This is a genomic window from Brachybacterium sp. (assembly GCF_052095815.1).
In the GTDB taxonomy this organism is placed as follows: Bacteria; Actinomycetota; Actinomycetes; order Actinomycetales; family Dermabacteraceae; genus Brachybacterium.
The window spans coordinates 75,841-99,904 of sequence record NZ_JBQDLF010000005.1 but is presented as its reverse complement, the minus strand read 5'-3'; the positions used below and the strand labels follow the sequence as shown (position 1 = coordinate 99,904).

The window sequence follows — 24,064 nt, the reverse complement described above, 5'->3', positions numbered from 1 at the left end:
GCGTGCTGCTGTTCCTGCTCGGCATCCTGGTGATCGCCGCCGGGCTCGCCCTCTCCATCGCCCTGCACGAGGTCGGGCACCTGGTTCCCGCCAAGCTGTTCGGCGTCCGAGTCACCCAGTACATGATCGGGTTCGGGCCCACCGTGTTCTCCCGCACCCGCGGGGAGACCGAATACGGTCTCAAGGCGATCCCGCTGGGCGGCTACATCCGCATGATCGGGATGTACCCGCCGCACAAGGGGGAGCCCGAGGGCACCATCCGCGAGGACTCCACCGGACTGCTCCAGCAGATCACCGAGCTGTCCGAGGAGGCGAAGCAGTACGAGTCCTCGCAGTACGGCCCGGAGGACGCCCATCGCACCTTCGTCGCCCTCTCGGTGCCGAAGAAGCTGGTGGTGATGCTCGGCGGTCCCACGATGAACCTGCTGATCTCCGTCGCGCTGATGGTCGTGCTGGTCAGTGGGATCGGACTGCCGGCGGTGACCCCGACGGTCCAGTCCGTCTCCGAATGCGTGGTCCCCGCCGACGCTCCGGCCGACGTCTCCTGCGAGGGCCGGGAGCCGGCCCCCGCGCTGGCGGCCGGGATCCGTCCCGGCGACACCCTGCAGGTGATCGACGGGCACGAGATCACGCGTTGGTCCGATGTCACCACCGCAGTGAGGGGCGCGCAGGACCGCACCGTCGACGTCGTCGTCGAGCGCGACGGCGAAGCCCTGCACCTCGAGGCGACGATGATCGTGGACGCCCGCCCGGTGCTGGACGAGGACGGCGCCGTGGTCCTGGATGCCGACGGCGGCCTGGTCACCGAGCAGGTCGGATTCCTCGGTGTCTCCGGCACCCCGGACCTGGTGCCGCAGTCCCCGGCAGCGGTGCCCGAGATGGCCTGGTCCGCCTTCACCCAGACCGGGAAGCTGGTCATCACCCTGCCGGTGCGACTGTGGGAGGTGGGCCAGGCGGCCTTCGGCAGCGCCGAGCGCGACCCCAACGGCCCCCTCGGTGTGGTGGGCGTCTCCCGTCTTGCCGGCGAGGTCGCCTCCGCCGATCAGCCCGGCTTCGAGCTGCGCGAGAAGACCGGCACCATGATCTCGATGCTCGCCTCGCTGAACATGGCTCTGTTCGTGTTCAACCTGATCCCGCTGCTGCCGCTCGACGGCGGTCACGTGGCCGGGGCGCTGATCGAGGGGGCGCGGCGGCTGCTGGCCCGGCTGCGGGGGCTCCCCGATCCGGGGCCGGTGGACATGTCCCGCATGCTCCCGCTGACCAACGCGGTGGCGATCGTCTTCATCCTGATGACGGTGCTGCTGCTGTATGCGGACATCGTCAAGCCCATCACGCTGTTCCCGTAAAGGGGCACTGCGGAGCCGGGGGCGGGGTGTGCGCCGTGCCACGGCGGGAGTGCAGGAGCGGTGGAGGTGTCGCACCTCGCCTCGCGCGGCCGTGCTGACGAGTCCATAATGGAGGGGTGACTTCTGTGAGCCTCGGTATCCCGTCCGTCAAGCAGCCGCCGCCGGTGCTCGCCCCCCGGCGGAAGACCCGCAAGGTCAAGCTCGGCAGCCTCTATGTGGGTGGCGACGCACCGATCACGGTGCAGTCGATGACCACCACCCCGACCCATGACATCAACGCGACCCTCCAGCAGATCGCCGAGCTCACCGCGGCGGGCTGCGACATCGTGCGTGTGGCATGTCCCCGCCAGGAGGACGCCGACGCGCTGGTCGCGATCGCTGCGAAGTCCCCGATCCCAGTGATCGCCGATATCCACTTCCAGCCCAAGTACGTCTTCGCCGCGATCGAGGCCGGCTGCGCCGGGGTGCGCGTGAACCCGGGCAACATCCGCCGGTTCGACGACCAGATCAAGGACATCGCGAAGGCGGCGAACGATCACGGCACCGCGTTGCGCATCGGCGTGAACGCCGGCAGCATCGACCAGCGCATGATGAAGGGCGACCGGGTCACGCCCGAGGCGCTGGTGGCCTCCGCGAAGTGGGAGGCCTCCCTGTTCGAGGAGCACGACTTCCACGACTTCGGGATCTCCGTGAAGCACAACGACCCCGTGATCATGGTCGACGCCTACCGTCAGCTCTCCGAAGAGGGTGACTGGCCGCTGCACCTCGGCGTCACCGAGGCGGGGCCCGCCTTCCAGGGCACCATCAAGTCCTCCGTCGCCTTCGGCATCCTGCTGGGCGAGGGCATCGGCGACACCATCCGCGTCTCGCTCTCCGCACCTCCGGTCGAGGAGGTCAAGGTCGGCATCCAGATCCTGCAGTCGCTGAACCTCAAGGCGCGCAAGCTGGATATCGTCTCCTGCCCCTCCTGTGGCCGCGCCCAGGTGGACGTCTACAAGCTCGCGGACGAGGTCACCGAGGGGCTCAAGCACCTCGAGGTCCCGCTGCGCGTCGCGGTGATGGGCTGCGTCGTGAACGGTCCGGGGGAGGCCCGTGAGGCCGATCTCGGTGTCGCCTCCGGCAACGGCAAGGGCCAGATCTTCGTCAAGGGCAAGGTCATCAAGACCGTCCCCGAGGCGGACATCGTGCCGACCCTGCTCGCCGAGGCCAACCGGATCGCCGCCGAGATGGAAGAGGACGAATCCTCCACCGGCGCCCCGTCCATCTCCGTGGGCTGACCCGTGTTCTGGCGCGGCGGACGGGTCCGCGCGGTCCGTTCCGGCAGCTTCGACGCCGCGCTCGCGCTCGCGCTCACCGAGCCCGTCATCAACGCGCTCGCGGGTGCGCGGCTGCAGGAATCCGCACGTTCCGCTGCACTGTCCCAGGAGTTCTCCCTGGCCGGGGAGGAACAGCAGCCCGAAGGACTGCTGTGGCACGGCGTGAATCTCTCGCCGTTGTCCGCGACCGACCGCGCCTTGGACGACTTCGGACGGCATATGGCCGCGCGGGCGAGACGGGCGAGCTCCGTGGTCGGAGACCGGGCGGCGGTCCAGCGTCTCTGGGAGCCGCTCGCTCCGACCTGGGGGGCCGACGTCCGCGAATACCGCTGGAGCCAGCCGCTGCTGCTCGCCGGCGATCCGGTCGACGCACCGCAGCTCGCGCCGGTCGGCCTGCGTCCCGCAGTCCCCGGCGAGGAGCAGATCGTGTTCCCCGCCGCGGTCGCGATGTTCCGCGAGGAAGTGGGGGTGGATCCGCTCGCCGGTGACGGCGGCCGCTCCTACCGGGCCCGGATCGGGGAGCTGATCCGCAATCGCCGCACCTATGTCGTCATCGAGGACGGCGAGGTGCTGTTCAAAGCGGACGTCGGCTCGCTGTTCGGCCCGACCGCCCAGATCCACGGGGTGTGGGTGCGGCGTGACCAGCGGGGCAGAGGCCTCGGACGGGCTGGGATGGCGGAGCTGGTGCGCCAGGTGCGCCGTGACCACGCCCCGCAGGTCTCGCTCTATGTCAACGACTTCAACGAGCCCGCCCGGCGTGCCTACGCCGCCTCCGGCTTCCACCAGGTCGGCGAGCTCACCACCATCCTGTTCTGACCGCCTGACCGCCTGACCGCCTGACCGCCTGACCGCCTGCGCTGCCGCCCGCGCCCGCGCTCCGCTTGCGCGCGCCCGGGCCGTCGTGCGCTGGTGACAGATGCGGGGTATCGCGGCGTACGATTTTTCGATGAGCACCGCACCCGGCCCCAGCGCAGACTCTGCACCTGCACCTGCACCTGCACCTGCACCTGCACCTGCACCTGCACCTGCACCTGCATCTGCACCTGCGAGCGGCAATGACGACGGTCCGGAGGCCCCGGCGCCACGGCTGTTCCTGCTTGTCGGCCCACCGGCCGTCGGCAAGCTGACCCTCGCCCGTGAGCTCGAGCGCCGCAGCGGGGCGATTGTCGTGGACAACCACCTGGTGAACAACGCGGTCTTCGTCCCGATGGGGATGCACCGCGAGGCTGGGGTGGAGCTCGCCCAGACCGACGCCTTGCGCGAGCGGGTATGGGAGGTCGTCCTCGATGCCACCGAGGCGGCTCCCGCCCAGCTCAGCCACGTGTTCACCGTCTGGCTGCTCGACAATGAGGAGGGCGCGGCGCATGTGGAGCGGTTGCGGAGCCTTGCTGAGCGACGTGGGGCGAGGTTCGTCCCGGTCTGGATGGCCGCGTCCCCCGAGGTGCTTCAGTCACGTGTCGATGCCCCGGGACGCGCCGAGCGGCACAAACTCACCGACTGGCAGATTCTCAGCGGGCTGCTCGAGCTGCCGATGCTGCCCCCGCCTGCGGACGCGCTGTGCCTGGAGCTCTCCACCGCAGCTCCCGCAGACGCAGCGGGGCAGATTCTCGACAGCCTGAGCTCTCACAGCCTGGGCTCGATGGCAGAGCGGCCCGAGAGAGGGGACACCTCCAGCTGAGATCGGCTAGCCGGCACGCGGGGGCCGGTGTCCGTCGATCACATGCCCTCGGCCGGCCCCCGCCGTCCAAGACCTGTTGTCCAGGCCTCAGCGCAGAGCGAGCGCATCCAGCGTGAGCAGCACGTTCGCCGCAGTCCAGGCCAGTGGCGCCACCTCCGCGGGGCGTCCGTCGAAGAGCACCTTCTCCGGCAGCGACCCGGCTGCGGTGCGATGCTCAGCGAGCCAGCGGAGGATCTCGATCGCCGTGTCGGGCTCCCCGGCGCGGGCGAGGGCGAGGGCCAGCAGGCTCGTCGAGGGCGTCCAGCTCACGCCGTCCTCGCGCCACGACGCCCCCGGCGCGATTCCACCACCGGGGCGGGAGAGCTCGCTCCGCAACCCCAGCAGGTGCACCCGGGATGCGACGTCGTGGACGCCGGTCGCATCGAGGAAGGCCAGCGCCGAATCAGCGCCGCCGCCCAGGCGATAGCGCTGATAGCCACTGCGGCCGAAGGTCTCCTCCAGCAGGAGGGTGAAGGTCTCGGCGGCGCGGTGAGCTCCCGGTTCGTCGGTGAGGCGGGCCCCCGCCTGCAGGCCGGTCAAGGTCGCCGTCATGATGCCGAGCGTCACCGACCGCTCGCGCCGCTCCCAGTAGTCGGGGGAGACCGGTGGCAGCCCGGTGCCCTCGCGAGTGGCCGAGCGCAGCGCACTGAGGGACCGGACGATCATCGGGGACAGCCGCTCGAGCAACGCATCGCGACGGGACTCGTCAGCGGCATCAGTGGCGTCAGCGGCGTCTGCGGCGTCGGCGACCTCGGCGGTCGCCCACAGCAGCAGCCCGGTGCCATCGAACTGCCGCCGTCGGCCATCCGGTGCCCGCCCGGTGCCCGGCTCGTACCGGGCCTCGAACCAGCCATCGGTCGCCTGCAGGGACTGCAGGTGAGCCAGTACATCCTCCGCCCGGTCGAGCTGGCCGATCCGTGCCAGCGCCACCGCGCAGAAGGCAGCATCCCGTGGCCAGATGAAGCGCCACGACCGGCTCCATCCCGCGACCGGCGCCGGCAGGGCATCGCTGAGGATCCAGAGATCCTGCAGCGACGTCGTGGCAAGGTCGAGCAGGAGCGGCTGCGCGCCGAGGCGCTCTGCGAGACCGGCACGCCAGCCGGCGGTGCCGACCTCGAACGCCATCGCCCGTTCCCGTATCGGGGAGGAACCTGGCAGGTTCGCGGCGAGCCGTGTGCCCGGGGCCATGTCGAGCCTCAGGCCGCGCCCTCCCACCAGCATCCGCCGGGCATCGCTGTCATAGGCGACGGTCTCGGACCACAGCGGGATCACCGTGCGGGGATCGGCGTCGGCGCGTGCCTGACGCAGCACTGCGAGGGACCCGGCGCCGACAGCACCGACAGCGGCCACCGCGCCGAGCGCGGCCGCTGCGCCTGTCCCGCGCAGGAGCTGCCGACGGGAGGAACGGGGCCCGAGGGCAAGAGTCTCCGCGTCCGCATTCCTGGGCTCTGTGCCCGGGGTCCCGGGGGCGCCCGGGACCCGCTGTCCTCGCCGGTGCATCCCGTCAGGGTACCGAGCGTCCCTGGAGCCGGCGGCACGGACCACCGTGACCAGCACGAGGCGTCGGACGGCCCGTCCCGCCCAGTACGATGGGCGCGCGTGAGCCCTTGGTGGCCCCGCCCCGAACCGCCCTGTGTGAAAGGCCTGCCCATGATCCGTCTGTCCTCGTCCTTCGTCCGCACCCTGCGGGAGGACCCGGCCGACGCCGAGGTCGCGAGCCACAAGCTCCTGGTGCGCGCGGGCTACATCCGTCGTGGCGCGGCGGGGGTGTACACCTGGCTCCCGCTCGGACTGAAGGTGCTGCGCAAGGTCGAGCAGATCGTGCGCGAGGAGCAGGACGCGATCGGCGGGCAGGAGGTGCTGTTCTCGGCACTGCAGGCCCGTGAGCCCTATGAGCGCAGCGGACGGTGGGACGAATACGGCCCCACCCTGTTCCGACTCCAGGATCGCAAGCAGGACGACTACCTCCTCGCACCCACGCACGAGGAGATGTTCACCCTCACGGTGAAGGACCTGTACTCCTCGTACAAGGACCTGCCCACGATGCTCTATCAGATCCAGACGAAGTTCCGTGACGAGGCCCGGCCCCGCGCCGGGCTGCTGCGCACCCGCGAGTTCATCATGAAGGACGCCTACTCCTTCGACATCGACGATGCGGGCCTGGACGCTTCCTACGAGAAGCAGCGCGGTGCCTACCAGCGCACCTTCGAGCGGCTGGGCCTGCCGACGGTGATCTGCAAGGCCGACGCCGGCGCCATGGGCGGCTCCCGCTCCGAGGAGTTCCTCCACCCCACGCCCGTCGGTGAGGACACCTTCGTCGTCTCCGAGGGCGGCTACGCCGCGAACGTCGAGGCGGTCACCACCGTGGCACCACCCGCCCTGGACGACGCCGCGATCGCCGCGCTGCCGGCGATGCACATCGAGGACACCCCTGGAGCGAGCACCATCGCCGCGCTCACCGAGTACTCCAACCAGGCCTTCCCCGGGAAGGGCCCGATTGCGGAGTCGGGGGAGTGGACCCGCTACGAGATGCTCAAGCACCTCGTCTACCTGCTGACTTTCCCCGACGGGACCACCGAGCCGCTCGTGATCGCCCTGCCCGGTGACCGCGAGGTCGACCCCAAGCGGCTCGAGACCGCGGTCGCACCCGCGCTCGCCGCACCCTTCACCGAGGCCGATTTCGAGAAGCACCCCGTCCTGAAGAAGGGCTACATCGGCCCTGAGGGCCTGGGCCTCGAGTCCGAGTCCGGGATCCGCTACCTGGTCGACCCGCGCGTGGTGCCCGGCACCTCGTGGGTCGCCGGCGCCGGCGAGAAGGACAAGCACGTCTACGACCTCGTCTTCGGCCGTGACTTCACCGCCGACGGCACCATCGAGGTCGCCGAGGTGCGCGACGGGGACCCGGCACCCGACGGCTCCGGCCCGCTGCGACTGACCCGTGGCATGGAGATGGGGCACATCTTCCAGCTCGGCCGCAAGTACGCGGAGGCGCTGGACCTGACCGTGCTCAACGAGAACGGCAAGACCGTCGTGGTGACGATGGGCTCCTACGGCATCGGGGTCACCCGCGCCGTCGCTGCTGTGGCCGAGCTGTTCCACGATGAGAAGGGCCTGGTCTGGCCCCGGCAGCTCGCCCCGGCGGATGTGCACATCGTCGCCACCGGCAAGGGCCAGGAGATCTTCGAGGAGGCGGAGCGCATCGCCTCGGAGCTCGAGGCCCGCGGCCTCGAGGTCCTCTACGACGACCGTCCCAAGGTGTCCCCGGGCGTGAAGTTCAAGGATGCCGAGCTGCTGGGCGTGCCCACCTCCGTGGTGGTCGGCAGGAGCCTGGCCAACGGAGTGGTCGAAGTGCGTGATCGCGCGAGCGGCGAGATCCGCGAGGTCTCCCCGCAGGAGGTCGTCGGCGCCGTGGTCGCCGAGGTGCGCGGAGCGTGAGGGAACGTCGGTCGGCGCCTGGGCTCAGTCGCTGACCGGCTGGTCCTCGACCGTCAGGCTCGGCAGCGGTTCCATCCGGTCCACCAGCGCGGCTAATCGCCCTGCCTCGGTGAGGGCGGCCGCGATGGGCAGCGGCCGGCGCTCGAAGGGCGCCGCCCCGACCAGCGCGATGTAATTGAGCAGCAGGCCTTCCGAGAGCAGTGTCGGCAGCTCACCGGTGAGCTCTGCATCGAGCGTCCCTCCGGGGATCGCGTAGACCGCCTGCCGTGCCACCACCGGGGCGCCGTCCTCCTCCGCGATGCGCCCCAGCTCCTCGGCGCGGGTGCGATGGAGCTCGGCCTGGTCGAGGTGCTGCTGCCGGGCCTCGTCCTCGACCCGTGCGGCCAGCACCTCGTGGAGGTAGCCCGCGAACCACTCCTCCTGCTGGGTCTGCTCGATCACGGCGTGGTAGTCGGCTTGTGCACCGACGGACGGCGGGTCCGTGGAGGGCACCTCGCGGCTCGGCGTGAGTTCCTCCGCAGTCGGGGCGGGGGTCGCCTCTCCGGTGCCCGTGGCGGCGCGCAGCCGCAGGGTGATCCAGACCGTGTGCGCCGCGATCGCGACCACCGGGCGGGCCAGCGAGCCCGAGACCTGTCGGGCTGCGGCTGCGGCCAGGTCCCGGAGCTCCTCCAGCGCGGCCAGCAGACCGGCGACGTCGGTGGGAGCGTCCGCGGGCGGGGGAGGAGCTGTCTGCCCCGGCGCAGGATCCTCCTGAGCCTCGCGCTCGCGCTCGAGCTGAGCGCCGGTGAGCAGGGCGGTGCGCTGGATGGGAAGGGCGGCGCTGAGCGTGGTGAGCGCCGCAGACAGCGCCGGCTCCCCGGGCTCGGTCTCGAACGCCTGCACGACGTGATCGGTGCCAGCCATCACCCGGTCCAGGAGCGTCAGCAGATCGATGCGGTAGAGGTCGTCGATCCCCGGCGGGGGCGGGGTGTACTCCTGGGGACCGCCGAGCGTGACCCGGCCGCAGCTCGCCAGGGGCAGCATCGCCAGCGCACCGACCGCGGCCCGCAGCACCGTGCGGCGCGCGGGAGAGGGGGCGGCGGAGCGGGAACGAGCGATGAGCGACACAGGAGGATTCTCGCATCGCAGCGGCTGAGGTGGGCGCGGGCGATGCGCGGCCACTATCCTGGTGCCAACGCTCCGGGCATCGTCCCGGGCACCACAGACACCCATAGCAGGAGGAGGCGAGGGCCATGAGCGCACTCGACGACCAGACCATCCTGCGGAAGACCGCCACCCGGGTGCTGGACACCCACGGGCTCGTGCTCGAGGACGTCGAGATCCGCGGGGGCGGTGCGATGCCGCAGGTGCGGCTGATCGTGGACCTCCCCGAGGACCAGCTCGGCAGCGTCGACCTCGAGACCGTCGCCGAGGCCTCCCGCGAGCTGTCCGAGCTGGTGGATGCCGACGATGCACTGCTGGGCAGCGCCCCCGTCCTGCTCGAGGTCACCACCCCGGGCGTGGAACGCGTCCTCTCCGCGCCACGGCACTTCCGCCGTTCGCGCGGACGCATCGTGTCCCTGTCCACTGCCGACGGGACGACCTACCGTGCGCGGATGCTGGCGCTCGAGGGGGACCTGCTGCTCCTGCGGCAGGAGCCCGGCCGCGACGACCGCGGAAGGCCCCTGAAGCTGCCCGAGGGCACCGTCGAGAGATTGCGCATCCCGCTCTCCGAGGTCACCACCGCGAAGGTGGAGATCGAGTTCGACCCGCCCGCAGACCTCGCGCAGCTGATCGCCGACGCCGAGACCGCTGCCACGGATACCGCTGCCGCAGACACCGCTGCCACGGACCACACTGCCGAAATGAAGGAGAGCTGAGATGGACATCGACATGGGTGCCCTGAGGGCCCTTGAGCGCGAGCGCGAGATCCGCCTGCCGGTGCTGCTGGACGCGATCCGTTCCGCGCTCCACGCGGCATATCTCCACACCGACCACCCGGTGCGGGACTCGGAGGTGCAGATCGATGAGAGCACCGGTGAGGTCGCAGTCATCGCCCGGGAGCGGGACGCCGAGGGGAACGTGGTCGAGCAGTGGGACGACACTCCCGAGAACTTCGGGCGCGTCGCGGCCTCCACGGCCCGCCAGGTGATCTTCCAGCGCATCCGCGATCTCGAGGACGAGGCGGTGCTCGGCGAGTACGCCGACCGCGCCGATGACATCGTCTCCGGCATCATTCAGCAGGGACGTGACCCGCGGATGGTGCTGGTGGACCTCGGTGAGGTCGAGGCCGTGCTGCCTCCGCATGAGCGCGTGCCGGGGGAGGACTACTCCCACGGTCGGCGCCTGCGTGCCTACGTCACCGAGGCCCGTCGCGGTCCCAAGGGCCCTCAGATCACCCTCTCGCGCTCCCATCCGAACCTGGTGCGGCGGCTGTTCGCGCTCGAGGTCCCGGAGGTCGCCGACGGCTCGGTCGAGATCGCCGGCCTGGCCCGCGAGGCCGGGCACCGCACCAAGATGGCGGTCTATGCGACGGCACCGGACATCAACGCCAAGGGCGCCTGCATCGGCCCGATGGGCGCTCGCGTACGCGCGGTGATGAACGAGCTCGGCGGCGAGAAGATCGACATCGTCGACTTCAACGAGGACCCCGCCCGCTATGTCGCCAACGCGCTCTCGCCGGCGCGGGTCACCAGCGTGACCGTGATCGATGAGGTGGGCCGGGCCGCCCGTGCGGTGGTCCCCGAGACGCAGCTCTCCCTCGCGATCGGCAAGGATGGGCAGAACGCCCGCCTGGCCGCGAAGCTCACCGGCTGGAAGATCGACATCCGCCCGGAGAACGCGCCCGAACCGCCGCCTGCGGCCTGAGGTGTGTCCCACGCCTCCCCACTGACGATGAGTCGGACCTGTTCCGCTACACTGGGGAGGCTGTTCGCCGAGTGGTGCCGCAGATCGTCCGACGATCGAGCATCCGCCCGAGCGGACGTGCTCGGAACTCAGGAGGTGGAGTGATCAGTCGCTCTGCCGCTCACGTCCCCGAGCGCACGTGTGTCGGCTGCCGTCAGGTGGCCCCGCGCGAGCAGCTGGTGCGTCTGGTCCGGGAGTCCTCTCCCGACGGCGTCACCCCACGCGTCCGCGTCGATCCTCCCGGATCGGCTTCGGGCCGCGGGTCGTGGCTCCACCCCGATGCAGCATGTCTCGACCTCGCCCTGCGGCGAGGCGGCTTCGCCCGGTCCTTCCGCGGCGCTGTCGACACCGGGCACCTAGCCCGGGACCTCGAGACCTTCGATCCCAACCGCACGTGGAACAGGTAGAAGAACCATGGACATCCGATGAGTACTCGCAAATGAGCACCCTCAGGAATTAATGGTCCGCGCCCTCTTGTCGGCCGGACCGAGACAGGAGAAATGTGGCTAAGGTCCGCGTCCACGAGCTCGCTAAAGAGCTCGGACACCCGAGCAAGGTCGTTCTGCAGAAGCTGCAGGACATGGGCGAATTCGTTCGTTCCGCCTCCTCCACCATCGAAGCGCCGGTAGCACGCCGTCTGCGTGAGGAGCTCCCCGTCCAGAACGGGGCAGACGCCTCCGCGACGAAGAGCGACTCCGGTGCATCCCCCAAGCCCTCCGGCGCTCCCAAGCCCGGTGCTGCACCCAAGCCCGGCGCCAAGCCCGCTCCGCAGAAGCCTGCCGAGCCTGAGCCCGCGCCGGCACCTTCTGCACCTGCCGCGCCGGCAGAGGCAGCTGCGCCGACGCCGGTTGCCGAGGCCCCTGCTGCGCAGCCCGCTCCGGAGACCCCTGCCGCAGAAGAGCAGGCTCCGACGCCGGCTGCGGACGCCCCCAAGCCCGGTGCTGCGAAGCCCGCTGCTGCCGCTCCCAAGCCCGGTGGAGAGCGTCCCGCTCCTCGTCCCGGCAACGGACGTCCCGGCAACAATCCCTTCGCCAGCTCGCAGGGCATGCCGCGTCCGGGTGCTCGCAAGCCGAGCCCCGGCGGCGCTCGTCCGCCCCGTGAGGGAGGCGGCCGTCCCGGCGCGCCCCGTCCCGGGAACAATCCCTTCGCCAGCTCGCAGGGCATGCCCCGCCCGGGCCAGCGCCCGCCGCGCCCCGGCGCGGACCAGGCAGGCCAGGCCGGTGCACGTCCGCCGCGTGAGGGAGGCGCTCCCCGTACCGCTGGCGCACCGCGTCCGGCGAGCCGTCCCGGGATGCCCACCCCGGGGATCATGCGTCAGCACTCCTCCGGCGGTCTCGCCGATGCCAACCAGGGCGGCGCCCCCGGCCGCGGCCGTGGTGGCCGTCCCGGTCCCGGCGGCGCTCCTGCCGGTGGCGGTCCCGCACGTCCCGGCGGCGGTCCTCGCGGTCGCGGAGGTCGCGGCAGCACCCAGGGTGCCTTCGGACGCGGCGGCAAGCCTGCCCGCTCCCGCAAGTCGAAGCGTGCGAAGCGCGCAGAATTCGAGCAGATGTCGGCGCCCGCACCGGGCGGCGTCTCGATCCCGCGCGGTGATGGCAGCACGCCGATCCGCCTGCGTCGCGGTGCCTCGCTCTCCGACTTCGCCGACCTCATCGACGTCAATCCCGCATCGCTGATCACGGTGCTCTTCGCGATGGGCGAGATGGCCACCGCCACCCAGTCCCTCGACGAGGAGACCTTCGACCTGCTCGGCACCGAGCTGGGGTACAAGATCGAGATCGTCTCCCCGGAGGACGAGGAGCGCGAGCTGCTCGGACAGTTCGACATCGACCTCGATGCCGAGCTCGCTGGCGAGGACTCCGAGGATCGCCTCCCGCGTCCGCCGGTGGTCACCGTCATGGGTCACGTCGACCACGGCAAGACCCGCCTGCTCGACACGATCCGCAAGGCGACGGTCGGCGCGGGCGAGGCCGGCGGCATCACCCAGCACATCGGTGCCTACCAGGTGGAGGTCGAGCACGACGGCGCAGAGCGCGCCATCACGTTCATCGACACCCCGGGCCACGAGGCGTTCACCGCCATGCGTGCCCGTGGCGCGGACGTCACCGACATCGCGATCCTGGTGGTCGCTGCGGATGACGGCGTGATGCCCCAGACCATCGAGGCGCTCAACCACGCCCAGGCGGCGAACGTCCCGATCGTGGTCGCGGTCAACAAGGTCGACAAGCCCGAGGCCAACCCGGAGAAGATCCGTCAGCAGCTGACGGAGTTCAACCTGATCGCAGAGGAGTACGGCGGCGACACCATGTTCGTCGACGTCTCCGCCCGCGAGAACCTCAACATCGAGGCGCTGCTGGAGGCGGTCCTGCTCACGGCGGAGGCCGCTCTCGAGCTCACCGCGATCGCCGATAAGGACGCGCGCGGCGTGTCCATCGAGGCGAACCTCGACAAGGGCCGCGGTCCGGTCGCCACGGTGCTGGTCCAGCAGGGCACCCTGCGGGTCGGCGACGCGATCGTCTGCGGTTCCGGCCACGGCCGTGTCCGCGCGATGATCGACGAGAACGGCGAGACCGTCACCGAGGCGGGCCCGTCCCGTCCGGTCCAGGTGCTCGGCCTGACCTCGGTGCCCGGCGCCGGTGACTCCTTCCTGGTCGCCCAGGACGAGCGCACCGCCCGCCAGATCGCCGAGAAGCGCGAGGCCGCCAAGCGTGCCGCATCGCTCTCGAAGGTGCGCAAGCGCATCAGCCTCGAGGACATCAACCAGCACATGGCTGATGGCAAGGTCGAGACCCTCAACCTCATCCTCAAGGGTGACGCGGCGGGTGCCGTCGAGGCCCTCGAGGAGTCGCTGCTGGGCATCGAGATCGGTGACGGCGTGGACTTGCGCATCATCGACCGCGGCGTCGGCGCGATCACGATGAACAACATCAACCTCGCGGTGGCCTCCAACGCGGTCATCATCGGCTACAACGTGCGGGCCGAGGGCCTGAACGCTGACTACGCCGATCGTGAGGGCGTGGAGATCAAGTACTACAGCGTGATCTACAACGCCATCGACGAGGTCGAAGCTGCTCTCAAGGGCATGCTCAAGCCGGAGTACGAGGAGGTCGAGCTCGGCTCGGCGGAGATCCGCGAGATCTTCCGCTCCTCCAAGTTCGGCAACATCGCCGGTTCGATCGTGCGCAGCGGCATCATCAAGCGCGGTGCGAAGGCTCGCATCACCCGCAAGGGTGTGGTCATCTCCGAGAACATCGAAGTGGCCGGCCTGCGTCGGTTCAAGGATGATGTCACCGAGGTCCGCGACGGGTATGAGTGCGGTATCAACCTGGGCTCGTACAACGACCTCCAGCTCGAGGACCTCATCACCACCTATGAGATGCAGGAGAAGCCCCGCATCTGATGCCGGGACGGTCGGGCGCCCAAGCGGTGCCCGACCGTGACCCGCGAGGGAGGAGACCACGATGTCCGAGGTGTCCTTCCTGCTGTGCGCCCCGTCGGCCTCCTGCATCTCTGCGCAGGCCGCGGGGCGTCTCGCCGTCCACGGGGTGGATCTGTGCCCGGCCCCCTACGACAGCCCCCACCTCGAGGACCTCGCAGCCCTCGCCCCAGACCAGGAGAACGACATCCCATGACAGACCACCCCCGCGCCCTCAAGCTCGCTGATCGCATCAAGGTCATCGTGGCCACCATGCTCGACAACCGGGTCAAGGACCCGCGCCTCGGCTTCGTGACGATCACCGACGTGCGCGTGACCGGCGACCTCCAGCACGCCACCCTCTTCTACACCGTCTTCGGCACTGACGAGGAGCGCGAGGGCACCGCCGCCGCACTGGTCAGCGCCACTGGCATGCTGCGCCGCGAGGTCGGTCGCCAGACCGGCGTGCGGCTCACCCCGACCCTCGAGTTCATCGCCGATGCGATCCCCGAGAACGCACGCGTCATCGAGGACCTGCTCAGCGAGGCGCGCGGCCGTGATGCCGAGCTCGAGAAGACCAAGGTCGGAGCGAGCTACGCCGGGGAAGAGGACCCCTACCGCAAGCCTCGCGAGGACGAGGATGCGGACGATCTCGACAGTGCCGACCAGGACGACCTGCCGGGCACCGACGACGAGACTGCCGACGAGACCAGCCGCGAGCAGGCGTGACCCCCGGCCCGCAAGGGATTCTGGTCGTCGACAAGGCGCCGGAGCGGACCAGCCACGACGTGGTCGCCCGAGTGCGCTGGCTGCTGGGCACCAAGAAGGTCGGCCACGCCGGCACCCTGGACCCGATGGCCACCGGACTGCTGGTGCTCGGCGTCGGCCAGGGCACCCGGCTGCTGACCTACCTCGTGGGCCTCGGCAAGACCTATGAGGCGACGCTGAGGCTGGGCCGTGCCACCACGACGGATGACCGGGAGGGCGAGCTGCTCGGCAAGCAGCTCGACGCCTCCGCACTGCCGCAGCCGCTCATCGAGGAGTACCTGGGCCCGCTGCGCGGCGACATCGCGCAGGTGCCCTCCACCGTCAGCGCCATCAAGATCGATGGCAAGCGCGCCTATGCCCGCGCGCGAGCGGGAGAGGATGTGCAGCTCGCGGCCCGGCCGGTGAGGGTCTCCCGCTTCGAGGTGACCGCGCGTCGAGCGGTGGGGGAGCACCTCGACCTGGACGCTGTGATCGACTGCTCCTCGGGCACCTATGTGCGGGCGCTGGCCCGCGATCTCGGCGCTGCGCTCGAGGTCGGCGGGCATCTGACCGCACTCCGCCGCACCGCCGTCGGGCCGTTCAACGTGACGGACGCGGTGAGGGTGCCGGCGCGAGGCGAGGGCGATGACGTCGCGCTCCCGCTGCTCGGGCTCGGAGAGATCGCGTCCCTGGTGCTGGGCACGCTGCCCGTCGACGCGGAGCAGGCCGCCGCACTCGGCACCGGGAAGCGGATCACCACGACGACGGTGCCCACGGCTCCGCTCTGGCGGCAGCCCGGGGCACCGGCAGCTGCGGGGGAGGAGCGGCCGGTCGCAGCGCTCGACGGCTCCGGGCGCCTGGTCGCGATCCTCGAACGCGAGCAGGAGCGCTGGCGACCGATCCTGGTGGTGCCGGACGACGCTCGCTGCTGAGGCTCTGAGGTTGCTGAGCGACACGAAGAGCGACGAAGAAGGGCCCTTCCCGATCTTCTCGGGAAGGGCCCTTCTTCGCTGCGCGCGGCGGCAGGCGGGTCAGTGCAGACGGGTCAGTAGTGGACCACGGTCTTGGTGCCGATGCTCGCCCAGTCGTACAGCCACTTGGCATCCGAGACCGGCATGTTGATGCAGCCGTGGGAGCCGGAGTACCCGAAGGACGAGCGCCACGGCGCACCGTGGAAGCCGAACCCGCGGTGGAAGTACTGCACCCAGGGGACGTCAGGCGTGAGGTAGTACTTCTCGTGCCCCTCGGGGTAGTAGGCGGCGTTGGTCATGTCCTGACGGTCGTAGCGCAGGTAGATCTCGAAGGTGCCGGTGACGGTCTCATTGCCTTCCTTGCCGTCCACCATCGACCGCGGTCCCCACACCGCGGTGTCACCCACGTAGGCGGTGACCGTCTTGTTGCTGAGGTCGACGTCGATCCACTTCTCGCCGGTGGGATTGGCGGGAGTGGCGGCCTCGTCATCGGTGCCGTCCTTCTTCTCCTCGTCCTTCTCCGGCTTCGGGGCATCGACCTGCTCGACCTCGGACTCGATCTTCTTGGTCTCGAAGGCCGCCTCGAGCGGCGTGGTGCCCCGCAGCGCGGTGACCAGCTCCCCGACCACCGCGTCGGTGTTGGTGATCTCGAGACCGTCCTTCTTCTCGGAGATGACCTTGACGACCTCGCCTTCCTCGTCGATCTGCTCGATGCCGTTCTCCGGCTTCACCGCATCCTTGTCGGCGCGGGCGACGACCCACTCACGCACAGCCTCTTCGTCGACCGCGATCGTCAGTGCCTGGCCGGACTCGTCGGGGACCACGGAGATCCAGCCGTTGCGGCGCTCCGCGGAGACCTCATGGACCTTGTCATCGGCACCGGTGATCGACATCGGCTGCTCGAGCAGAGTCGCGATCGTGCCGACGACTTCCTCGGCCTCCTCGGTGGTGATCGCCGGGGCGATCTCCTCGATCGGCTGCTCGACGGTGAAGTCCTTCAGAGCGGGAGCGTTCTGGGTGACCGCGTCCACGAGGGTCTGAGGATCCAGGCCCTGGCCGTTGCGGCCGGGGACAGCGTTCCAGGTCTGCTGGTCCTCATCGAAGCTCACCTGGGCATCGACCGGGGTGGTCATGTCCGCGGGCACCAGGGTGTTCGCGAACTCCTCGACCTTCGCCCCGTCTACGGTGACGACGGGCTCCACGGCGTGCTCGCCCGACCAGGTCGAGGAGATCACGCCGGTGAAGGAATCGTCGCGGGAGACGGCGGCCTTGGCCGTTGCGGCGGCGTCCACGGTCACCCCGAGATCGGCCAGCGGCACGTCGAGCTGCTGCTCGCCTGCGGTCACTGCGACGGAGACGGATTCTCCGCGCTCGGTCACCAGTGCGGCGATCTCCTCCGGAGTCTTCCCCGCGACATCCTGGCCGAGCACCGTGGTGCCGGGCAGAGCGCGGCCGTCGAACTGCTTGGCGTAGGCGAGCGCACCGCCGGTGAGCACCACGGCTAGGGTGGCGATGATGGCCACCAGGATGAGGGTGACCCGCCGACGGCCCTGGCGGCCAGTGGGTCGGGACGGGCCGCCCAGCGCGGCCGTCTCGGTCACGTTCATCATGGATCCAGATCCGATCTCGGCGGCCGTCGTGACTGCTTCCGCGCGCGAGCCCGGAAAAGCACAGGGGTCCGTCCCCGGCGCCGCCTCGTTCCTCAGGGTAACGGAGGGTGCGCCTCTGCGCGCGAGGGGGCGAGGCTGAGGTTCGTCACAGCTCGGCATCTTTGTGTGCCAGTCACAGGCAGTTTCGTGACGCTTTCGGAATGGCTGTCGGAAAATGGGTGTCGGTGGCACTCTGTCGTGCGCTGGCTCGTGCGCTGGGTCGCGCACTCGGCGGCGGGCCGGTGCTCGGGCGCTACAGTGTGCACCGGCGTTCTTCGCCGCAGCGCCGATCCCCGGCGCCCCCTGCCCCAGGGTGCGACAGCGCACCCGGCCCTGGAAGGACATGACCGCGCCGTGACCCGCGTCCCCATCTGGCACTCCGTCGAGGAGGTGCCGGCCGCTCTCGGCGCGACAGCAGTGTCGATCGGCAACTACGACGGCGTCCATCGCGGTCATCGCTTCGTGCTGGACCAGCTCCGCAGGCATGCTGAGGCGCGTTCGCTCGCCCCCGTCGCCGTCACCTTCTGGCCCCATCCCCGGCATGTCATGGGGGACCCTGCGCAGACCCCGCTCCTCACCGGCCACGAGGACCGCGACCGGCTGCTGCTGCTGGCGGGCATGCACGGGGTCCTCGACCTCGAGTTCACGCTCCCGTTCGCGCAGCATTCCCCTGAGGACTTCGTGCGGCGCTTCCTCGTCGAGGGGCTGGGAGCGAAATGCGTCGTCCTGGGAGAGGACGCGCTCTTCGGACGTGCCAACGCAGGCGATATCAGCACCATGCGCGAGCTCGGCGAGCGGTACGGCTTCGAGGTCGTGACCGTCGAAGACCTCGGGCCGCAGGGGGCGGGCAGCGGACGCATCTCCTCCTCGGCGGTCAGGCGCGATCTGCTCGAGGGAGAGGTGCGGGCCGCGAACCTCGCGCTGGGCAGGCTGCACACCGTCACCGACGTGGTCCACCACGGATTCCAGCGCGGTCGGGAGCTGGGATTCCCCACGGCCAATCTCGGGCCGGCGCCCGCGGGCCTGATCCCCGCGGATGGCGTCTACGCCGGGTATCTCACCGTTACCGAGCAGGACCCCTCGCATCTGGGCGTCGAGCCGCTCGCCGGAGCCCCCGCCACGATCTCCATCGGCACCAACCCCACCTTCGAGCCTGACGGTGTTCCGCAGCGGGCGGTCGAGGCGTACGTTCACGGAGCCCATGACTTGGATCTCTACGGGGACACCGTGCGGTTCGAGTTCGTCGACTTCCAGCGCCCGACGCTCAAGTTCGACTCCGCGGAGGCGCTGGTCGAGCAGATGGCGAAGGATGTCGAGGTGACCCGCCACACTCTCGCCGCGGAGCGCCCCCATCCCGCCGTCGACGACTGATATCCTGCTCGGGCCGTGAATTCGGCCGCGGAGAGCGATCCGCCCCCACTGCGCACCACCCGTTCTGCGGGCAGCTGCGACCGGGGGACGCTCGTCCAGAGAGCCTGGGACAGACGGTCCCAAGGCGCCGCGCAGCGACCAGAGGAGAACCATATGGCCTTCGATACCGCCACCAAGCAGGCGATCATCACGGAGTACGCGACCGGCGAGGGCGACACCGGTTCGCCCGAGGTCCAGGCCGCGCTCCTGACGCACCGCATCAAGTACCTGACCGAGCACCTGAAGACCCACAAGCACGATCACCACACGCGTCGTGGTCTGATGCTGATGGTCGGTCAGCGCAAGCGCCTGCTGAAGTACCTGCAGGCCACTGACATCACGCGGTACCGTGCGCTGATCCAGCGCCTCGGCATCCGCCGCTGATCATCTCCGCCGCTCGCCCACAGGGCGGGCGGCGGTTTCATCTGCCCGCACTTGCGGGCACCCTGAGAACCCCGCCCCGACCAGGTTCGGTCCTCGGCAGTGGCCTGCGGACCGCTGGAGCACGGCTCTGAGGAGCCCCACCAGCGCACCGCGCGTGACTGACGAAGGCCGCACCGGCAGGGCAACCCCCTACCAGAGGAGATCCACATGGCCATGGAAGGCCCTGAAATCACCGCAACCACCGCAGTCATCGACAACGGCTCCTACGGGCGCCGCGAGATCCGTTTCGAGACCGGCCGTCTCGCCCAGCAGGCAGCCGGCGCCGTCGCCGTCTACCTCGACGACGACACCATGGTGTTCTCGGCGACCTCCGTGTCGAACAAGCCGAAGGATCACTTCGACTTCTTCCCGCTCACCATCGACGTCGAGGAGCGGATGTACGCCGCGGGTCGCATCCCCGGCTCGTTCTTCCGTCGTGAAGGCCGTCCCGGCACCGACGCGATCCTCGCCTGCCGCCTCACCGACCGCCCGCTGCGTCCGGCTTTCGTCAAGGGCCTGCGCAACGAGGTCCAGGTCGTCCTCACCGTGATGTCCAACGGTCCCGACGACGCCTATGACGTCGTCGGCATCAACGGCGCCTCTGCCTCCACCCAGATCTCCGGTCTGCCCTTCAACGGTCCGATCGGCGCCGCGCGCATCGCGCTCATGCCGAACGCCCAGGGCGGCGGCCAGTGGGTCGCCTTCCCGACCTTCTCGCAGCTGGACGAGGCCGTGTTCTCCATGGTCGTCGCCGGCCGCATGGTCGAGGACGATGTCGCGATCATGATGGTCGAGGCCGAGGCCACCGACAACGCCTGGACGCTCATCAAGGAGCAGGGCGCGATCGCTCCCACCGAGGCCGTCGTGGCCGAGGGCATCGAGGCCTCCAAGGTCTTCATCCGCAGCCTCTGCATCGCCCAGCAGGAGCTGGCCGCCACCGCCGCCAAGCCGGTGCGCGAGTTCCCGCTCTTCCTGGACTTCCAGGACGACGCCTACGACATCGTCGAGGCCGCTGCCACCGGGCGTCTCGCGGAGATCATGTCGATCGCTGCGAAGACCGAGCGCGAGGAGCGCACCGAGCAGCTGCTCGATGAGGTCGTCGCAGAGCTCGCCGGCGAGGGCCAGCAGCTCGAAGGCCGCGAGAAGGAGGTCAGCGGTGCGTACCGTGCGCTGACCAAGCAGGTCGTGCGCAAGAAGGTCCTCACCGACGGCGTCCGCATCGACGGCCGCGGCCTGCGCGACATCCGTGCGCTCTCCGCTGAGGTCGAGGTCCTCCCGCGGGTCCACGGCTCTGCCCTGTTCCAGCGCGGCGAGACCCAGATCATGGGTGTCTCCACGCTGAACATGCTCAAGATGGAGCAGCAGATCGACTCCCTCGGGCCGGTCACGCGCAAGCGCTACGTGCACCACTACAACTTCCCGCCGTACTCCACCGGCGAGACCGGCCGCGTCGGCTCCCCGAAGCGTCGCGAGATCGGTCACGGCATGCTCGCCGAGCGCGCCCTGGTGCCGGTGCTGCCCACACGCGAGGAGTTCCCCTACGCGATCCGTCAGGTGTCCGAGGCTCTCGGCTCCAACGGCTCCACCTCTATGGGCTCGGTCTGCGCCTCGACCCTGTCGCTGCTGAACGCCGGTGTGCCGCTGCGCGCCGCCGTCGCCGGCATCGCCATGGGCCTGATCTCGGACACCGTGGAGGGAGAGACCCGCTACGCGGCGCTCACCGACATCCTCGGTGCAGAGGACGCCTTCGGCGACATGGACTTCAAGGTCGCAGGGACCAGCGAGTTCATCACCGCCATCCAGCTCGACACCAAGCTCGACGGTCTTCCGACCTCCGTGCTGACCGGTGCGCTCTCGCAGGCCCATGAGGCTCGCTTGGCGATCCTCGGTGTCCTGAACGAGGCGATCGATGCTCCCGACGAGATGAGCCCGTACGCCCCGCGCGTCCTCGCGGTCACCATCCCCGTCGACAAGATCGGCGCGGTCATCGGCCCGAAGGGCGCGATGATCAACCAGATCCAGGACGACACCGGCGCGGACATCACCATCGAGGACGACGGCACCGTCTACATCGGCGCCACCGATGGCCCCTCCGCTGAGGCCGCGCGCTCCGCGGTCAACGCGATCGCCAACCCGATGGTTCCCGAGATCGGCGAGCGCTATCTCGGCACCGTCGTGCGCGTCGTCGACTTCGGCGCGTTCGTCTCGCTCACCCCGGGCAAGGACGGACTGCTTCACGTCACCCAGCTGCGCAAGCTGAACGGCGGCAAGCGGGTCGACAACGTCGAGGACGTCGCCAAGGTCGGTCAGAAGATCGAAGTGGAGATCCGCGAGATCGACTCCCGCGGCAAGATCTCCCTCGGTGTGATCGAGGACGAGGCGGAGTCCACCGACTCCGCCCCGGCCGCTGAGGAGAACACCGCGGAGTGATCCGCCCGTCGGCCTCGGCTGACGGCACCGGGAGGGGAGGCATCCAACTGGATGCCTCCCCTCCTTCTTTCTGTGGCGGGGCCGCACCTCTACTCCGGGACGGCGTCGCCCCTCTTCCCTGCGACAGGGTCGCGCGGCCTGGCAGGCTCTCCCTCTCCTTCTCCCTCTCCGGCAGGGCGTCCGGCTCTCGTGGAGTTCACTTCGACACCGGGAGGCGGCGGCCCGTTGCTCGGTATACTGCCGATGTTCGCGGGTGCATGTCTCAGGGGGCGTCGTCCAATGGCGGCGGCGATGCGCAGGCCGGCCCGCGGCGAACTTTCCGAACTGCCGGGCCACCCGTGTGAGGACTCCATTCCATGACCGATATGCCGCTGGGCAGCCGTTACACGCTCGGTGAGCGCCTGGGATCCGGGGGGATGGGCGAGGTCTTCCGGGCCCGGACCCGTGAGGGCGACGAGGTCGCCGTCAAGATCCTCCGGGCGCAGCTGGCGGGTGAGCCGGAGATCCTCAGCCGCTTCATCCAGGAGCGCTCGGTGATGCTCCAGGTGCGCAGCCCGCATGTCGTGGCGGTGCGGGACATGGTGGTCGAGGGGGAGACGCTCGCGATCGTCATGGATCTCGTGCGCGGCCGCGATCTCGCGGTCGTGAAGCGTGAGCTGGGGACCTTCCGACCTGCCGAGGTGGCTCGTCTCGGGGCTGCGATCGCCGAGGGCATGCGAGAGGTGCATGCGAAGGGGATCGTGCATCGGGATCTCAAGCCCGCGAACATCCTGCTCGACGAGATGCAGAGCCCGCCAGCACCGAAGGTCGCCGACTTCGGGGTGGCCCGCATCTGCGAGGACGGGGAGGACAACTCCGTCACCGTGCAGGCGGGGACCGGCGCCTACATGTCGCCGGAGCAGATCCGTGCCCGGGACCTCGAGCCCAGCTCCGACGTCTACTCCCTCGGCGTGCTGCTCTACGAGCTGCTGTGCGGGGTCACCCCGTTCCGCGGCAGCCTGATGGAGGTCTTCCGCCTGCACCAGGAGGCGCTGCCGGGCCGCCCCGAGGGGATCCCGGATGCACTGTGGGACCTGGTGATGCGGATGATGTTGAAGGAGGCTGCGCGACGCCCGGCCATGGCGCAGGTGAGCGAGGAGCTCACCAGCCTCCAGCCCCACCTCGAGCAGCTTCCGGCAGCTCCGCGCGTCAGTGCGCCCCCAGCCCCGATCGCCCTGCCGCCTACCGGGGTCATCGATGACGCCACCCGTGTGAACCCGCAGTCCGGCCCCTCTGCGCAGCAGGCACCGGCGGCCTACGCGGCCTCACCGGGGCCGGGGCCGGGGTCCCCGGGCTACGGGCCCGCGGGCTACGGCTCGCCGAGCTACAGCTCGCCCAGCTACAGCTCGCCGGTCACCGCGCCGACCATCCCGCAGGCCGCGGCCGAACAGCCGCCACGACGCAAGCGACGCTGGGTGCTCCCCGCGCTGGTCGCCGTGGTGCTGGTGGCGCTGGTGCTCGGCATCGGCGGCGTCGGCGTCTATCGGATGCTCGACGGCGGCGCAGAAGCGGAAGCAGGCGCGGCCACCACCGAGGCGGAGCCGTCGGCCGCGTCGGAGAGCACCCCGCAGGAGCTGCCCACCGAGGACGAGGACACCGAGGAGCCGGTGGAATCGGCCTCGCCGACCACCGAAGCGCCCACGATGCCGGATGTGATCGGGGAGACGTCCCAGGCGGCCGAGCGGGGCCTTCCGGAGGATGTCGAGGTCACCATCGAGGAGGTGGAGGTCGAGGATCCCGGTCAGGACGGATACGTCATCGCCACCACCCCCGAGCCCGGGAAGCCTGTCGGAGATTCGGTGACGCTGCAGGTGGGGCGCGCGGCGTCCTCAATCCCGCTCACCCAGATCTCCTTCATCGGGGAGGAGGGGGTCTCCACCGAGTCCGGTCCGGTGCCGATGGATGGACCCGTGCACCCGAACTCGATCACAGCCCAGGTCAACAGCTGGGAGGACGTCCACCGCAGCTCCTACAACCTGGGCCGGAAGTTCGACCGGCTCACGTTCACCCTCGGGCTGTCGGACACCGACAAGTATCCCGACGCCTCGCGCACCGTGGAGATCTACCTCGACCAGGTCAAGGTGTGGTCAGGCTCGGTCACCTTCAAGGAGTACCTTGAGGTCGACCTCCCGGTGAAGGACAAGCTGCGGCTGGACATCGTGTACACCGTGCAGGATGACGACCATCCGGTGTATCTCGCCACCCCCACCCTGTACGGCACCGAGGAGAACATCGATGCCGCTCGCCAGGAGGCTGAGGAGGGCTGAGGCGGCGGCCGGGGGA

The 24,064-nt window shown here is 70.0% G+C and carries 19 protein-coding genes; 16 read left to right on the top strand and 3 right to left on the bottom strand.

Annotated elements, in window-relative coordinates; translation table 11 throughout:
- Positions 1-2 precede the first annotated feature (2 nt).
- The 4 genes from ACTH43_RS03675 (at position 3) to ACTH43_RS03660 (ending at position 4,340) form a co-directional block, all read left to right on the top strand.
- Complete coding sequence (locus ACTH43_RS03675) at positions 3-1,346, top strand: M50 family metallopeptidase (RefSeq protein ID WP_441443575.1); 1,344 nt, start codon at positions 3-5, stop codon at positions 1,344-1,346.
- Positions 1,347-1,462: 116 nt separating this feature from the next.
- Complete coding sequence (ispG, locus tag ACTH43_RS03670; RefSeq protein WP_441443574.1) at positions 1,463-2,623, top strand: flavodoxin-dependent (E)-4-hydroxy-3-methylbut-2-enyl-diphosphate synthase; 1,161 nt, start codon at positions 1,463-1,465, stop codon at positions 2,621-2,623.
- Between the two features lie 3 nt (positions 2,624-2,626).
- Positions 2,627-3,478 (top strand): GNAT family N-acetyltransferase, encoded by an 852-nt coding sequence (locus ACTH43_RS03665; RefSeq protein ID WP_441443573.1) that lies wholly within the window; start codon positions 2,627-2,629, stop codon positions 3,476-3,478.
- 130 nt (positions 3,479-3,608) lie between these two features.
- The gene (locus ACTH43_RS03660; protein WP_441443572.1) at positions 3,609-4,340 is read left to right on the top strand and encodes an AAA family ATPase; all 732 of its coding nucleotides are present in this window, start codon (positions 3,609-3,611) and stop codon (positions 4,338-4,340) included.
- A gap of 87 nt (positions 4,341-4,427) precedes the next feature.
- Here ACTH43_RS03660 and ACTH43_RS03655 read toward each other — a convergent pair whose 3' ends face one another.
- Complete coding sequence (locus ACTH43_RS03655; protein WP_441443571.1) at positions 4,428-5,879, bottom strand: hypothetical protein; 1,452 nt, start codon at positions 5,877-5,879, stop codon at positions 4,428-4,430.
- Positions 5,880-6,029: 150 nt separating this feature from the next.
- On the opposite strand from ACTH43_RS03655, the gene ACTH43_RS03650 reads away from it, so the two are divergent.
- A complete protein-coding gene (locus tag ACTH43_RS03650; RefSeq protein WP_441443570.1) occupies positions 6,030-7,814 on the top strand; it encodes a proline--tRNA ligase in 1,785 nt (594 codons plus the stop codon).
- A 24-nt stretch (positions 7,815-7,838) separates the two neighbouring features.
- Here ACTH43_RS03650 and ACTH43_RS03645 read toward each other — a convergent pair whose 3' ends face one another.
- Positions 7,839-8,921: a DUF4439 domain-containing protein gene (locus ACTH43_RS03645; RefSeq protein ID WP_441443569.1), complete on the bottom strand. Its 1,083-nt coding sequence runs from the start codon at positions 8,919-8,921 to the stop codon at positions 7,839-7,841.
- Between the two features lie 125 nt (positions 8,922-9,046).
- On the opposite strand from ACTH43_RS03645, the gene rimP reads away from it, so the two are divergent.
- The 7 genes from rimP (at position 9,047) to truB (ending at position 15,791) form a co-directional block, all read left to right on the top strand.
- Entirely contained in the window at positions 9,047-9,673 is a 627-nt protein-coding gene (rimP, locus tag ACTH43_RS03640) for a ribosome maturation factor RimP (protein ID WP_441443568.1), read from the top strand.
- 1 nt (position 9,674) lies between these two features.
- Entirely contained in the window at positions 9,675-10,661 is a 987-nt protein-coding gene (gene nusA, locus ACTH43_RS03635; RefSeq protein ID WP_441443567.1) for a transcription termination factor NusA, read from the top strand.
- Positions 10,662-10,732: 71 nt separating this feature from the next.
- Complete coding sequence (locus tag ACTH43_RS03630) at positions 10,733-11,107, top strand: YlxR family protein (protein ID WP_441443566.1); 375 nt, start codon at positions 10,733-10,735, stop codon at positions 11,105-11,107.
- Between the two features lie 95 nt (positions 11,108-11,202).
- Positions 11,203-14,097, top strand: a complete 2,895-nt coding sequence (infB, locus tag ACTH43_RS03625) for a translation initiation factor IF-2 (RefSeq protein WP_441443565.1) — start codon at positions 11,203-11,205, stop codon at positions 14,095-14,097.
- A gap of 61 nt (positions 14,098-14,158) precedes the next feature.
- Entirely contained in the window at positions 14,159-14,329 is a 171-nt protein-coding gene (locus tag ACTH43_RS03620; RefSeq protein ID WP_441443564.1) for a hypothetical protein, read from the top strand.
- Positions 14,326-14,841, top strand: coding sequence for a 30S ribosome-binding factor RbfA (gene rbfA / locus ACTH43_RS03615; RefSeq protein ID WP_441443563.1), 516 nt, complete (start codon positions 14,326-14,328; stop codon positions 14,839-14,841). The genes ACTH43_RS03620 and rbfA overlap by 4 nt, the downstream gene beginning before the upstream one ends.
- Positions 14,838-15,791, top strand: coding sequence for a tRNA pseudouridine(55) synthase TruB (gene truB, locus ACTH43_RS03610; RefSeq protein WP_441443562.1), 954 nt, complete (start codon positions 14,838-14,840; stop codon positions 15,789-15,791). Before rbfA ends, truB begins: the two co-directional genes overlap by 4 nt.
- 113 nt (positions 15,792-15,904) lie before the next feature.
- Here truB and ACTH43_RS03605 read toward each other — a convergent pair whose 3' ends face one another.
- A complete protein-coding gene (locus ACTH43_RS03605; RefSeq protein ID WP_441443561.1) occupies positions 15,905-17,440 on the bottom strand; it encodes a L,D-transpeptidase in 1,536 nt (511 codons plus the stop codon).
- 393 nt (positions 17,441-17,833) lie between these two features.
- On the opposite strand from ACTH43_RS03605, the gene ACTH43_RS03600 reads away from it, so the two are divergent.
- The 4 genes from ACTH43_RS03600 (at position 17,834) to ACTH43_RS03585 (ending at position 24,048) form a co-directional block, all read left to right on the top strand.
- Positions 17,834-18,850, top strand: a complete 1,017-nt coding sequence (locus ACTH43_RS03600) for a bifunctional riboflavin kinase/FAD synthetase (RefSeq protein ID WP_441443560.1) — start codon at positions 17,834-17,836, stop codon at positions 18,848-18,850.
- A 153-nt stretch (positions 18,851-19,003) separates the two neighbouring features.
- Entirely contained in the window at positions 19,004-19,273 is a 270-nt protein-coding gene (rpsO, locus tag ACTH43_RS03595) for a 30S ribosomal protein S15 (RefSeq protein ID WP_441443559.1), read from the top strand.
- 213 nt (positions 19,274-19,486) lie between these two features.
- Positions 19,487-21,742, top strand: coding sequence for a polyribonucleotide nucleotidyltransferase (locus ACTH43_RS03590; protein ID WP_441443558.1), 2,256 nt, complete (start codon positions 19,487-19,489; stop codon positions 21,740-21,742).
- Positions 21,743-22,098: 356 nt separating this feature from the next.
- Positions 22,099-24,048, top strand: a complete 1,950-nt coding sequence (locus tag ACTH43_RS03585; RefSeq protein WP_441443557.1) for a serine/threonine protein kinase — start codon at positions 22,099-22,101, stop codon at positions 24,046-24,048.
- The last annotated feature ends 16 nt before the right edge of the window (positions 24,049-24,064 follow it).

Bases quoted from the DNA above. Each gene is read 5' to 3' on its own strand.
- ACTH43_RS03660 (WP_441443572.1), top strand. From the start codon at position 3,609: ATGAGCACCGCACCCGGCCCCAGCGCAGACTCTGCACCTGCACCTGCA.
- ACTH43_RS03655 (WP_441443571.1), bottom strand. From the start codon at position 5,879: ATGCACCGGCGAGGACAGCGGGTCCCGGGCGCCCCCGGGACCCCGGGC.
- ACTH43_RS03650 (WP_441443570.1), top strand. From the start codon at position 6,030: ATGATCCGTCTGTCCTCGTCCTTCGTCCGCACCCTGCGGGAGGACCCG.
- rimP (WP_441443568.1), top strand. From the start codon at position 9,047: ATGAGCGCACTCGACGACCAGACCATCCTGCGGAAGACCGCCACCCGG.
- nusA (WP_441443567.1), top strand. From the start codon at position 9,675: ATGGACATCGACATGGGTGCCCTGAGGGCCCTTGAGCGCGAGCGCGAG.
- ACTH43_RS03620 (WP_441443564.1), top strand. From the start codon at position 14,159: ATGTCCGAGGTGTCCTTCCTGCTGTGCGCCCCGTCGGCCTCCTGCATC.
- rbfA (WP_441443563.1), top strand. From the start codon at position 14,326: ATGACAGACCACCCCCGCGCCCTCAAGCTCGCTGATCGCATCAAGGTC.
- ACTH43_RS03605 (WP_441443561.1), bottom strand. From the start codon at position 17,440: ATGATGAACGTGACCGAGACGGCCGCGCTGGGCGGCCCGTCCCGACCC.
- rpsO (WP_441443559.1), top strand. From the start codon at position 19,004: ATGGCCTTCGATACCGCCACCAAGCAGGCGATCATCACGGAGTACGCG.
- ACTH43_RS03590 (WP_441443558.1), top strand. From the start codon at position 19,487: ATGGAAGGCCCTGAAATCACCGCAACCACCGCAGTCATCGACAACGGC.
- ACTH43_RS03585 (WP_441443557.1), top strand. From the start codon at position 22,099: ATGACCGATATGCCGCTGGGCAGCCGTTACACGCTCGGTGAGCGCCTG.